The 12,846-nt window shown below is 38.6% G+C and carries 15 protein-coding genes; 2 read left to right on the top strand and 13 right to left on the bottom strand.

Annotated elements, in window-relative coordinates:
• Nucleotides 1-44: 44 nt before the first annotated feature.
• The 10 genes from ACVWYN_RS11095 to ACVWYN_RS11050 form a co-directional block, all read right to left on the bottom strand.
• Complete coding sequence (locus ACVWYN_RS11095; protein WP_457288930.1) at nucleotides 45-1,301, bottom strand: murein hydrolase activator EnvC family protein; 1,257 nt, start codon at nucleotides 1,299-1,301, stop codon at nucleotides 45-47.
• A 19-nt stretch (nucleotides 1,302-1,320) separates the two neighbouring features.
• Complete coding sequence (locus ACVWYN_RS11090) at nucleotides 1,321-2,106, bottom strand: DUF4292 domain-containing protein (protein ID WP_457288929.1); 786 nt, start codon at nucleotides 2,104-2,106, stop codon at nucleotides 1,321-1,323.
• Nucleotides 2,084-3,292, bottom strand: a complete 1,209-nt coding sequence (locus tag ACVWYN_RS11085) for a tetratricopeptide repeat protein (RefSeq protein WP_457288928.1) — start codon at nucleotides 3,290-3,292, stop codon at nucleotides 2,084-2,086. The genes ACVWYN_RS11090 and ACVWYN_RS11085 overlap by 23 nt, the downstream gene beginning before the upstream one ends.
• 7 nt (nucleotides 3,293-3,299) lie before the next feature.
• A complete protein-coding gene (gene dut, locus ACVWYN_RS11080; RefSeq protein ID WP_457288927.1) occupies nucleotides 3,300-3,731 on the bottom strand; it encodes a dUTP diphosphatase in 432 nt (143 codons plus the stop codon).
• Between the two features lie 11 nt (nucleotides 3,732-3,742).
• Nucleotides 3,743-5,266, bottom strand: a complete 1,524-nt coding sequence (locus ACVWYN_RS11075) for an MATE family efflux transporter (protein ID WP_457288926.1) — start codon at nucleotides 5,264-5,266, stop codon at nucleotides 3,743-3,745.
• Nucleotides 5,267-5,268: 2 nt separating this feature from the next.
• Nucleotides 5,269-5,547: an acylphosphatase gene (locus ACVWYN_RS11070; RefSeq protein WP_457288925.1), complete on the bottom strand. Its 279-nt coding sequence runs from the start codon at nucleotides 5,545-5,547 to the stop codon at nucleotides 5,269-5,271.
• A gap of 92 nt (nucleotides 5,548-5,639) precedes the next feature.
• Entirely contained in the window at nucleotides 5,640-6,830 is a 1,191-nt protein-coding gene (locus tag ACVWYN_RS11065) for an amidohydrolase family protein (RefSeq protein WP_457288924.1), read from the bottom strand.
• 183 nt (nucleotides 6,831-7,013) lie between these two features.
• Nucleotides 7,014-7,937, bottom strand: coding sequence for a HipA domain-containing protein (locus tag ACVWYN_RS11060; protein ID WP_457288923.1), 924 nt, complete (start codon nucleotides 7,935-7,937; stop codon nucleotides 7,014-7,016).
• A 3-nt stretch (nucleotides 7,938-7,940) separates the two neighbouring features.
• The gene (locus ACVWYN_RS11055; RefSeq protein WP_457288922.1) at nucleotides 7,941-8,264 is read right to left on the bottom strand and encodes a HipA N-terminal domain-containing protein; all 324 of its coding nucleotides are present in this window, start codon (nucleotides 8,262-8,264) and stop codon (nucleotides 7,941-7,943) included.
• Nucleotides 8,257-8,460 (bottom strand): helix-turn-helix transcriptional regulator, encoded by a 204-nt coding sequence (locus tag ACVWYN_RS11050; protein ID WP_457288921.1) that lies wholly within the window; start codon nucleotides 8,458-8,460, stop codon nucleotides 8,257-8,259. Before ACVWYN_RS11050 ends, ACVWYN_RS11055 begins: the two co-directional genes overlap by 8 nt.
• Before the next feature lie 477 nt (nucleotides 8,461-8,937).
• On the opposite strand from ACVWYN_RS11050, the gene ACVWYN_RS11045 reads away from it, so the two are divergent.
• Together ACVWYN_RS11045 and ACVWYN_RS11040 are read left to right on the top strand one after the other, a co-directional pair.
• Nucleotides 8,938-9,627, top strand: a complete 690-nt coding sequence (locus tag ACVWYN_RS11045) for a helix-turn-helix transcriptional regulator (RefSeq protein ID WP_457288920.1) — start codon at nucleotides 8,938-8,940, stop codon at nucleotides 9,625-9,627.
• A 281-nt stretch (nucleotides 9,628-9,908) separates the two neighbouring features.
• Nucleotides 9,909-10,535, top strand: a complete 627-nt coding sequence (locus ACVWYN_RS11040) for a DUF6266 family protein (protein ID WP_457288919.1) — start codon at nucleotides 9,909-9,911, stop codon at nucleotides 10,533-10,535.
• A 443-nt stretch (nucleotides 10,536-10,978) separates the two neighbouring features.
• On the opposite strand, the gene ACVWYN_RS11035 is transcribed toward ACVWYN_RS11040, so the two are convergent.
• The 3 genes from ACVWYN_RS11035 to ACVWYN_RS11025 form a co-directional block, all read right to left on the bottom strand.
• Nucleotides 10,979-11,536: a YciE/YciF ferroxidase family protein gene (locus ACVWYN_RS11035; protein ID WP_457288918.1), complete on the bottom strand. Its 558-nt coding sequence runs from the start codon at nucleotides 11,534-11,536 to the stop codon at nucleotides 10,979-10,981.
• 223 nt (nucleotides 11,537-11,759) lie between these two features.
• Nucleotides 11,760-12,281 (bottom strand): sigma-70 family RNA polymerase sigma factor, encoded by a 522-nt coding sequence (locus tag ACVWYN_RS11030; protein ID WP_457288917.1) that lies wholly within the window; start codon nucleotides 12,279-12,281, stop codon nucleotides 11,760-11,762.
• A gap of 141 nt (nucleotides 12,282-12,422) precedes the next feature.
• The gene (locus ACVWYN_RS11025; RefSeq protein ID WP_457288916.1) at nucleotides 12,423-12,632 is read right to left on the bottom strand and encodes a hypothetical protein; all 210 of its coding nucleotides are present in this window, start codon (nucleotides 12,630-12,632) and stop codon (nucleotides 12,423-12,425) included.
• Nucleotides 12,633-12,846 lie beyond the last annotated feature (214 nt).

Below are 12,846 nucleotides of genomic sequence, written 5' to 3'. Positions count from 1 at the left end.
TTATCTATTTTAAGTTTACAAATATAACTATTTAATAATAACTTTTATTTCGCAATCCACGCTTCAGGATTTTGAGCAGCAGCACCCCTTCTTATCTGAAACTGCAATTGCGGGGTGCCTTCTGAATTGGCTACAACACCTATGGACTGCTTTGTAGTCACATTATCTCCCTTTGCTACACTCACAGATTTAAGGTTTTGATAAACAGTAAAATACTCCCCATGCTTAATCAATACATAATATTTACCAAGTTGAATATCTACCGCCCTAACTTGTCCATTAAATACCGCCCTTACCGCAGCATTCTCAGCGGTCTCAATATTTACACCATCATTAGTATATGAAGCCTGACCTTCCATGTGTCTTCCAAATCCTTCAGTAATCGAACCTACCGAAACAGGCCATGGTAACGCACCCCTATTACTTTCAAAAGCAGCAGAAAGCTTTGCAGATTCTGGTGTAGCAGTAAGATATGCACCGCTTGTTTTTACTTTAGATGCTGCAGGGGCAGGCAGATTGTCTGCTTTAGCTCTCGCAGCTGCCAATCGCTCTTTCTCTTCTTCTTCTTTTCTAGCGGCCTCAATTTCCCTGTTAATTGCCGCACGGATACTGCGGTCTATCGCAATCTGCAGTTTCCTTCTTGATGCAATATCCTGTTTATATTGTTTTTCTTCCCTGCTAAATTTGTTAAGTACCTTCGCTTGTTCGTTCTTACTTTTACCCAACTTACTTCGCTCACTCTCTTGTTCATGCAACAAGCTACTTTTTTCTTTTAAATTCTTGTCAAGCACCACAATCTTGTAGCTAAGGTCCTTTTCTTTTCCATTGATATAACCTGCCTGCTTCTTTCTATACTGACCAAACTGCTGCAGGTATTTAATTCGCTTATAGGCCTGATTAAAATCACTAGCCGCAAAAATGAACATCATCTTATCATAAGCATTCTTATTGCGTTGTGCAAACCTGATCATACTTGCATACTCTTTTCTCAATTGCTCCAACTGGTCCTTTAATGTATGTACGGTATTGGTGTTTTCATGGATTTGAGTATCCAGATTCTTCATCTCAGAGTTGATGACACCAATTTTACTTTGCATCAGCCTTATTTTAGTATTTAGTGCATTAATCTGGCTTAAAGTTAGCTTTTTATTGCTCGCTGCTAGATTTGCATTCTTTTGCAGCAGGTCAATTTCACGTTGCAGGGCTTCTTTCTTCCTTTTCAGTTCGGTACTGTTTTGTGCTACCGCGGCAGATACAGAAAATAAAAGAAACAGAAATAGCAATAATTTGTGTGGTCTCATCTGTTCAAAAGTATAAAAATCAGTTTACAAGTTCATAGTTTTTAGGAACACTAAAAGGAAAGTCCAGTTGCACATTCCTATCAACCTTTTGGTAATCCATCTCAATATTTACTTTTTTAGTGCCCGCCATAGAATTGATGCTAATAGTGGAAGGAAATAATCCATCATTAACCTGCTGATAAGCCCCATAGGCAACTTTAAGCGCCTGACCAGAACTAAGGTCATTTAAATTATTTTCCTGCACTTTCAATAAGTTATTAAAAAGCACCGTAAAAGCTAAAGTTCCATCCTCACCCTTTATAACCCATGCGGCATTTTGCCGATCGATATCAGAAAGCTCAGTCATGAAGTCCGGAATTGTATTACCTGCAAAAATTGCCTGTAGCATTTTGAAGTTTACATTTCTGCTGGTATAGCGATAGGCATAATTGAAAGGTTTTTTAAGATAAGTACTTTGCAGGTTATTCCTAACCTTAATGCTGTCCGGCGTAATTAATGCCCTGGCCACTTCAATGCCGATAACAGCAGTAATACTTACCCAAATGCGTTTATCCCGCTCCATCCTGATATTCATCGTTACACCATTTTTGCTTCCTGCAAAATCAAGTACAGTTTTAGATTTGATGGCCAGCGTATTAAAACTAATATCTTTACTTTTGAGTTGTATCAGGTTTTCTGCTTTTTTATTAGTGGCCAGAGGCACGGGCGTAACACTGGATTTAACCAAATGTTTCTTCGGTTTACATGCGATTACAGTAAGCATTAACAGTACAAGCAGCAATTTATTTAATATCTCTCTTCTCATTAACCTTCTTATTTAACGTCTTGTACAACTCCATATAAACGGCATTTTCTGTATCTAATTGCAAAGCAGATTTAATTTGTGTCAGCGCATCTGCATATTGGCCATTACCATTCATGGCCATAGCCAAATAATAGTATAAAATACCTTGGTTTGGATAAATGGCCAGCGCGTCATCTCCAGTCTTCATCGCCTCTTTAAACAAACCAAGCTTAATCTGTATGTTCAATACTTGCTCCCAGGCCTTATAAAGCTGATCGGTAATTTTTAATACAGATTGAAACTCTGTTAGTGCTTTCTGCAATTCACCCTGCTGATATAACACCTCTGCGTATACACCTCTCACAGCCGCATCATTCGGATGCGTTTTCACAGCAATATTCGCAAGCTCTTTCGCATCATTCATTCGCTGCTGATTTTTTGTGCCAGTAAACAATACCATAATGATCTTAACCTTCTGGTCAACGGGCATGCTAGGGTTGGCAAATGCAGATTGCAGCGCAACCGTGGCTTCAGCATTTTTCTTTTCTGCTTTATAGGCATCCGCTATCGCGAGGTCAAGCTCAAAATTATCCGGATCTTCCTGTTTAGCCTTGATTAACGCTTCCAGATCATTGCCCTCAGCTGGTCCTTTACTATCTCCAGCCTTTTTATTTCCAATTCTCTGCCGCGCCTTAGTCAGCTCTGTTGATGGTCCAAATTTTGCCTCCAGCTCGTTATAACTTTTGGTAGCTTCCTCAACTTTACCTGCCAGCAAGAAGGCGTTTGACCTGTCGAAATAGTAAGAATCATTATTTGGATCCAAACTGATCAGCTGATTAAAAGTGCTCACAAGCGCATTCATATCGCCCTTACGTTTGAACATCTCCACCAGAAATTTCCAATACCATATATTACCGGCATCTATTTCTGTAGCTCTCTTAATGGCTATTTCTGCCTCTGGCATTTTATTTTGTCGGTAATTAACTGTTGCCAACTCAAAATAAACAGCAGCATTATTCGGATCGATGGTAAGAATTCTACTAAAGCTCTCGGCGGCCTTGCTGTAATTTTCGCTCAATTTATCCTGAAGCCCTGCAAAAAACAAACCTTTTACCATTGTGGTATCAATAGCCGTAACTCTAGGCACCTGCGCCCACAGCGGATCGCTATATGATAATCCAAGAAGCAAAAACCATTTAGCCTTCATTATTCACCTATTTACCGGTATGCCCGTATCCCCCTTCACCGCGCGCGGTGTCACTCAATTCCTCAACTGTAGTCCAGCTAACGGTTTCATGTTTTGCAATTACCATCTGCGCAATCCTATCGCCGTCATTTACTATAAAGTCGGTATCCGAAAGATTAACAAGAAGCACTTTAATCTCGCCCCTATAATCTGCATCTATAGTACCTGGGGAGTTAACGATGCTAATTCCATGTTTATAAGCTAATCCGCTACGCGGACGGATCTGTGCTTCGTATCCAACAGGCAATTCTATGTGTAAACCAGTTGGAACTAAAACACGCTGTAAAGGTTTAATCGTGATCGCGCTTTCTACAAAAGCTCGCATATCCATTCCAGCTGCATGAGCAGTTTCGTATTGCGGAAGTGGGTGGGTAGAGTTGTTTATGATTTTTATATTCATTTTTTTAAATATTAATTCTTTTTTAAAATTGCGATTAGCTCCTTTCGTTCCATAAAATATGCTGCAAAAACAAACAACATTAAAAGTCCGTTGCCAACAAAAACATTGCGCTTAAAAACATGGAAAGACAAAAAGACGATGATCCCTGATGCAAGGATATAACCTACGTTTTTCTTAACACTATAAGGAATTGGATAGTTCTTTTGTCCCCACAAATACGAGAGCACCATCATGCCCGCATAAGCACCAAAAGAGATCCATGCAGAAGCCATATAACTATATTTCGGAATCAACAACCAATTCAATACAATTGTAAACAAAGCCCCAATTGCAGAAATATATAAACCATACTTGGTTTGGTCAGATAATTTATACCATACCGACAAGTTCATATAAATACCCAAACTCAGATACCCAAATATTAATGGCGGCACTACTCCCAAACCCGACCAGTACAAATTATAAACAAGATGATGATTTTTGATATGCGTCTCGCTACCTACAATTACAGTAGCCAGGAGGTTGATATTGGCAATCAGCGCAACCCCAATTAAAGAAACTGCGATCACAAAATAATTCATAATTCGGGCATAAGTCTCCCCCGCATTTTTATTCTTCGAATGACTAAAAAAGAAAGGCTCAGCACCAAGACGGAAAGCCTGTACAAAAATACTCAGGAACAGCGCTATTTTAGCGCACATACCATAAATACCCACCTCCTGATCGCTAATCGAATCAGGCAGCAGATGCTTCAGCATTGCCTTATCCAGTGATTCATTAATGATAAAAGAAATATTGGCTATCAACACCGGCCAGCTATACACAAACATTTCCCTAAACATAGTCAAATCAAACTTCAACTTCATTTTCGTAATTTCGGGAAGTAAAAAAAGAATGGTGGAAACACTGGCTATTACGTTAGACAAAAAAACATAGCCTACCCATTTCGGCCTGTACCAGCCCGCCATCCATGCTCCCCCGGGCAAATGCTGCTCTATAAAAACAGGTACGATGAACAAAAAGAAAACATTAAAAAACACTACCGTAAAAATGTTCAGGCATTTAATTGTCCCAAACCTTACAGGTCTGCTATCTGCCCTGATCTTAGCAAAAGGAATCACACAAAATGCATCAGCAACCAGTATCCCCAAAAAGCATTTCACATAAAAAGCATAATCAGCCTGATCTTTCAAATCACCCGCCTGCAAAAAGTGTATAATACCATTCAGAAAAAGAAGCGAAAACAATAAAAAAACCAAAGAAGTACTGATAACTACTCCAAAAGCATTGTTATAAACCAGCTGTTTATTGTCAGACCTTTTTTGCAAATACCTAAAAAAAGTAGTTTCCATCCCGAACGCCAGAATAGGATTGATGAGAGAAGCATACCCATACATCGCCGTAAAAATACCGTTCCCGCCAACAGGCAATGCCCTTGCATAAATCGGCGTCAATGCAAATGCGATCATCCGGGAAACCATGGTACTCAGCCCATAAATAGCGGTATCTCCTGCAAATTTCTTAAATACTGACATCCTTATTTTTTAAGAATTACGAAGTCCTTAAAATCTTTTACTTCCCCTGGAGTTACCTCACAGTGCTCCACTTTCGCCCTGTCTGGCCCCTCATTACACCATTCTATAAAAGAATCCAGCTCCCACTGCTCCCCTTCTGCTTCAATATAAACAGATCCGTCTTTTTCATTTCTAATCAAACCTCTAATACCAGACTGATCGGCGACGTATTTGGTAGTCTCCCTAAAAGTAACCGCCTGTACTTTTCCTGTTATCCTTATCGCTAAATGTATCTTACTCATTTTTTTGTCAATGCTGTATTTCTAAAAAACAAAACTAGTGGAAATTCATTTCCTCATGCCTTTTCTTTTGTATAATAAACTCGTCACACAAGTTAGTACAAACGCCTGGAGAATTCAGCCAATTTAATCTTTCCATCCAACTCTGTAAACCCCAGCAGGTTAATACCAGGCCTTTTCCCTTTTTCCAAACTGCCATAACGGTCGCCCAAACCTAAAAACTCAGCGCCATTCAAGGTGGCCCACTTTAGCAACTCGTCAACAGGTACATCAAACCGCTCCTGCAAAATAAGCATTTCGTCAAAAATGCTCAGCTTATCATTACTGGCCAGGCTATCCGTACCCAACGTAATCTTAAGTCTCGCAGCTCTTAGCATATCTACATCCGGCAACCGGTTTTCAATGTACAAGTTGGCATTCGGACAAAGGCACCAATATAAATTAGTATGTGCTTTTTTTGCAAAGGCAACATCCTCGGCCGAAGTAAAAGTATTGTGGACCAGCAAGGTTGGCTGCGTATTGGACAGTAAAGGCAAAATGGTTTGAAGGGAGGTTTTGCCAGAAGGCTTAAAAAATTCTATATCCAGCGCCAGCATAAAATATAATTCCAAAAACTCACCTTCCTTATCCATAAAGAATGCATTTTCATCGGCCGTCTCCTGGTTGTGTATCGTTACGATACTATTATCAGCCTCTGCTATTTTCTTCAATTTATCAAATAACACTTCCGACACAGAATATGGAGCATGGGGAACAATAGATGCTGGCAAAGGTGCAAATTCATCTTTCAGCGCCACAGCCCTTTGAACCGCCAATTCAGCGGTTTCAGGATTAAATCCTAAGGCTTCAATAAACGTATGATAATGAATCAAGCTTCCTCGCTTTGTCATTCTTGAAACAGCGCTGTTAGAGATATCTCCAACTGCAACTATCCCAGAATCAAACATTTGAATGTCTGCCCGCAGCATGGCGGTATCCTGCACATACTCATCCTTGTATTCTTCCGCATTCCGCAAATCCATTACATCCTGTACAAAAGCCGGCAAGCCTTTATGTTTTGTAATGGCGCCTTTTAAGTGTGAAAGTTCCAGATGGCAATGCGTATTTACAAAGCCCGGAACAATCAGTCCGTTGTAATATTTAATGTGATTATGCCCTATATGGGCAGCTTCCTCTGGGGTAAGTACCTCCGCTATAATCCCTTCTGCATCAATGCCAAGAATACCGTTTTTAATGGGCAACCCAACGTTTGTATAGACGTACGATGCAGATATGTATGAAACCATACTTACAAAGAAAAGGTATTTACTTCAAAAAATACAAACTAGTATTTACCAACCTATTTAGCTCTTAAATAAATACATTTGCATGGCTATCCATTCCGTGGGCTATCTTCGCGACTGCAGGAATAAGGATTTTATTTTTCCCCTCACCAGAAGAAACAACCTATAATATGTAAGAGCGTCTTGTCAATTAAACAACCGTTGCTTCTTGTCCCAAATTTCGAGGTATAATTCCTTTTTTTCGGGACTTAGAAAAGATGCCGTAATCATCTCCCCAACTTCCTTGTTACCAGAAGAAAATTTATTATACGTGTTCCGGACGGTGGTTGCAGGTATATTCATGCTTCTTGCCAACACATCAAAATCAGATAATCTAATTCTTTTCTTCTTGCCGTTTATTGTCAAGGCCAGTTCTTCATCGTCCTGTGGATTAACCAAATTCACATTGATCAGGTCATAGGCTGGGCTTAAACATACTCCTTCATCCCCATATAGCACGGAGAAGTTTTTCAGGTGCATATCATTGTTGCCTGTCAAAAAAGAAAATAACACCAGTTCAAAATAAGTCAGCGCATCAAAACCAGTTTGCGTGCAGTATTTCAGGATAAGCTTACCGATCTTTTCATAAGATCCCTTGTATTTATTTTCTGTTAAAAATTCAGAAAGCTGGCAGAAATCTTCCATATGAATTTTATGACCCTTCACCCGGTCAAACCTCCGGGCAAGATAAACCAAACTACCATCTGAAGCTTCCATTAAAGCATGATCACAAGTTGGCATTTTAAACAAGCTTGCCAAATGCATGGTCAGATCTTCTGATTGCGGCATTTCCGGAAAATCAGGATGCTGCGGTTTAAGTATGTATTCACCCCAAAGCCCTACTATAGTCAGACGGTTCTGCTCCTTCGTCTTTTCCAGGGTCACAGAAAGTTTGGGCTGAACTCCAGTCACAACGATCCTCTCGTTGATGGTTTGTTCGGCCAACGTTTTTAAGCGTTCATTATTCAATTCCAGCTCAGGTACTTTAGCCGTACCAAAAAATCGCCTTGAACATTTTTCATGATAAGACGACGTACCTGCATCCTGATAACAAAACCAACAATTTGCCATAGCTTAATCTATTTCAGGAATAACCGTCACAGCTCCGATCGCATCCCTGCATGTTAGAAGTAATAATTCAAACCGGTCATTGCTTTTGACCTTCCAGTGTGTTGTTGCCAGATCCAGCAGCCAACCTTCCGGTATCAAGCCATCGAAAAAAGCAAACAATACTTTACTTTCATATTTCTGGGTTGACAATGGTAGCGTTAAGCTCACAGGCTTTGCATTCTTATGCTCCAAGTAATCTGCTTGGTAAGTAAATTCGTAACCATCATCAGTTTCCGCAAGCACACCAGCCAAAGTACCTTGAAAATAAACCAAACCTTTTCTACTCATCGTTTTTTACTTTTAATATTACTCCAAGTTCTGCGCCAAACAACATCAACACCTGGTTCACTTTGTCCATCCGTAACGTTGGTTTTCCTTGTTCCATTTCACGAACAACTCTAAGCCCAACACCTGCCTTTGACGCCAGATCTTCCTGTGTAAGATTTAGCGATTTCCTTTTTTTCTTCAAATAATTTGACAACATATTTATACCCTTTCGGGTACAAATATAAGTAAATTTAATTAATTATACCCCATCGGGATTATAATATATTAATATAATTGCTTTATACCCTATCGGGATTAGACTTGGAAAAGTTTTCTCCTCAAAAGCATAAACTGGCTTACCAGAGCCTTGAATCTGTATTACATCCGAGTTAATGTTAATTCGTCGAACATCTTAATTACACCAAACTTATCGAAATTAGCATTCTAACAATTACATTTTTGATTTTGAAAACAAAAGAGAATACGGTATCTTTAATATTAAGAAACGTAGCTCATACTAGTTATTAGAATTCGGTTATGAAGGCTACATTTTTGAAATGTAAGAAATGGTAGAAATTCAAATAAAAGCGTCATTCGTGGCGTCTTTGTTGCTAAAGGAACATAAACTACTAGGAGTCAGGGAATAAAAATCAATATTCCAGTCCCGCCCAGAGCAGTAACCTTATTCTAAGACATGAATCGTATCGACCGCCTTTTTGGTATTTTAGTGCTCCTTCAAACCAGAAAGTATGTTTCTGCAGAGAAAATTGCTGAACAATATGAAATTAGTATCAGAACGGTCTACCGGGATATAAAGGCATTAACCGAGCAAGGGATTCCCATCAGTTTTGAGCAGCCAAAAGGATACTTTATTGTTTCCGGTTATTTTCTTCCGCCCGTGTCGTTTAATACTGAAGAGGCGAATGCACTTTTAATGATGGAAAGATTGGCGTCAGGCTTTGCCGACCGATCTATCCATAAACATTATACCACGGCGCTGAATAAAGTAAAGGCAGTTCTTAAAAATTCGCAAAAGGAAAAGCTGGAAGTACTCAATGATAATATTAAGTTTCAGCTTCATGATTCATTCAAAAACGAGTTTGAACATTTATCAGCTTTGCAAGAAGCTATATCATCTCAGCATTGTATAGATATTGTCTATACTAGTCACAGTTCAGAAAATAGTATCCGCAGGGTTGAACCCATAGGCCTCATATTCTACGCCTTCAACTGGCATCTTATTGCATGGTGCCAACTTCGAAATGAATACCGCGATTTTAGGGTATCTCGTATTAAATCCATTAAATCACCTTGTGCTCCTTTTACTAAAGAAGACCACATGAAGCTTAATGATTATATGAAATTTCTGCCGGTTAGCTATTAAAATCATTTACAGAAAGACCAAGCGCCTTCCTACAAAAGGGGATATATAAACGGCATTCACCAAGCAACGGATTATGACCATTTCCAGAAAGACATTTAAATAACCTAATAAGGACTAATCTAATATTCTCAGTAGGTTGATACATCCTTGGTACATCCTTGATACATGGTTGGTACATCCTTGATACATCCGTAGATGTAGTAACCATGAACCAACGATGTCTCAATATTGTTTCATATATGTTTTAAACATATATTTGCTAGATATATAATATATTGTTTATGGGGCAAATGGATTCGACTGGTACAGTCTTCGGTAAAGTTGGCAAAACTGTCAGTTATATGCTTAATGGGAAAAATGTAATCAGAAATATTGGACGCACAAATAAACAGCCTAGTGTCAAACAGTTAGCCGACAGACAAAAAATCAAATTGGCTAATGAATTTCTTCAACCGATAATTCCGTTTATCAAGGTGGGTTTTAAATTTGCTGTAGAGGGTACTGACAAAAATGCCTATAATGAAGGAATGTCTCAAATAAAAAAAAACGCTATTATCGGAGAATATCCTAATCAGAGAATTGACTACAGCCTTGTGAAAATTAGTTCAGGAACTCTTGAATCTGCTCTTAATCCCAAAATACAGAAACTTGTCAACGGAGTTCAATTTACATGGGATATTCCTAGTGATCTCTCCTGGAGTTTAAAACGAGATAGAGCTATGGTTATGATCTATTTTCCGGAAACCCATAAAGCTATTTATTTTTTAAATAGCGCACTTCGTAGCGAAGGAAGCGATTTTATTGAGTTACCGGAAAACATCCTGAATCAAAATTTTGAAGGATATATCTCATTTATTGCGGGAGACTCAGCAAGTGTAAGTGACTCATTACATTGTGAAATTGTCTGATCAGTTACATCATACAAGTTTTATCCATATTGTTGTAACGATTATACATATCCCAGAACTCTACTGGGAAGATAGAAAATCTGCAGGTCATTTATTCCTGTTTGCTGGATATGCGATTAAGAACCCGTAATCATACTACCTTACTAATGATTACTTGTATCGTACATAACTAGGATCTTATTAAGATAATCTTTAGTAAGATCCTTGTTGACCAGACTGGCAATTGGCTGTGCAAATAAAGCAACTAAACAAAAGCCAAGAAAGTATATTGAGTGAGTTTCAGCATAAAAGAGCGTTTAGATACCTTAACCGTTTTCCTACGTTTTTGAATATTTAATCTTTCAATCTTCACAATAAGGAGAAATTTGCAGAGGTAATTGTAGTTTGTAGAATTCCGGAAAAAAAAAGCCCCGGATATTCAAGGTCCCGGGGCTCATAAAAACTTACTCAGCAGCAGCCTGCTCGTTGATTGCGCTTACTGCAATCTTAGTCAATGCAACATCAGTTGCTTTTTCGTTATCTAGAGTGGACTGCAATAGATCTGCTACGTCAGTGTGCCCCATATTTTGGGCAAATACTACTAATGTTCCATAAGTAGCAATTTCATAGTGTTCAACTTTTTGAGCAGCCAGGATGAGTCCAGCATCTCTTACAAGAGTTCCGGATTCAGTGTCCTCGATGATGCTGTCAGACTCTGCTAGCAAACCTTCCATGGCGTCGCACTTTTTAGCTTGCGCTTTCTCGCCAAGTAAGCTAAACACCTGTTCTAAAGTAGCAATATGTGTTTTAGTTTCCTCGGTATGTTTTTCAAATGCGGCCGCCAGTTCAGGACTAGTGGCTGCTTTCTTCAATTTAGGCAATGCTTTTGACAAGTGTTTCTCTGCCCAATAGATGTCTTTCAATTCGTCTACGAAGAATTTATGGAATTCAGAGTTTTCCATTTTACCTGTTTTACTAGCTGATTTAGTGCTTTTTGTTGAAGATGATGTTGTAGTTGCCATAATGTTTTTCTTAATTGAGTGGTAAATTTTTAATTTTATTGGTGTAAAACGCACCAGTATAATTTTTGTTTACTATTTCGAGATATTTTTTTGTTGAACCTTGCTTCGTTCTATTTCATTAAATCAATAATTTTTAGCGTTTTTGTATCTTTCTGGATAATAAAAAAAATACCCCCGCAACAAAGCCGAGTCATCTCCTGGAAGGTATTGCCTGTATCCGATTTTAAGCCCAATGTGCCTGATAGATCGAAAGCGTTTTTTTTAGCAGTTGTCTGGCAACATGAATACGGGTTTTCACTGTTCCGATAGGAATGTTCAGTTCATCAGCAATTTCATGATATTTATAGCCCTCGAAATATTTAATGAAGGGTGTGTAAAGCTCTGGTTGCAATTTTTTAAGCGCAAACTGAATGTCATTCATCGTAAATTTTCCTTCTCCTAAATTACATGCCGCCGATTTGCTCAGCTGTGCTGAACTGATATCATCAGTAACTGTAACAACCTGTTCCCGACGGGAATTTCTACGATAATCGTTTATAAAAGTATTTCTTAAAATTGTATAGAGCCAAGCTCTTAAATTGGTGCCCGATTGATAACGATCAGAATAGCGGATGGCTTTAAGCATCGTATCTTGAACAAGATCCTTTGCATCATCTTCATCATTTGTAAATTTAAGTGCAAAAGATTGCAATGCGTCCTGATGAATGGACAATTCTAGGTTCTGGAATATAAGATTTGCGTTCATAGTAGATATTTGGATATATAATTTTGGTAAACAAAATACATACCAATCCAAATCTTCCTATTTATGAAGTATAATCTGGTGAGTAACTACTATACTATTTTTCAGATTACTGCGAAAATCCTCTTAATAGTCTGTTTTATCCTACATATTGTGCTCAGTGATTAGTTCCCCAATCTGTTGAATAAAATCAAAGTCAAGTTCATCCTGAGTATTCCAAATTACTTGATCTCCCGCAGGTTCTGGATAAATTACGCCAATTTTCTTTTCGCCTTCCAAAATACGGTAGGTCCCGTTTTCCTGAGGCTCAATAGTCAGGTTACTTTCTAATAGTTGTATCTTAAATGATTGCATATCATAATTTTTTCTTTCAACACTTTATCTATATAAAATGTTTAGGCTAAAGGTTAATCCTTGATATCGGTTAAGTGAAATTGCGGCAACTTTAATGGCCAATTGCAGGTTTCCAGAGATAAGCTGTCTAATACGGTAGTCATTGGGCCAGTCATTACGGCGATACCGGGCCAACTAAAACGGGAATCACTGGGCCAAGAAGATTAGCCGATAA

This window comes from Pedobacter sp. UYP24 (genome assembly GCF_054057295.1).
This window is presented reverse-complemented; position numbering and strand designations above follow the sequence as displayed.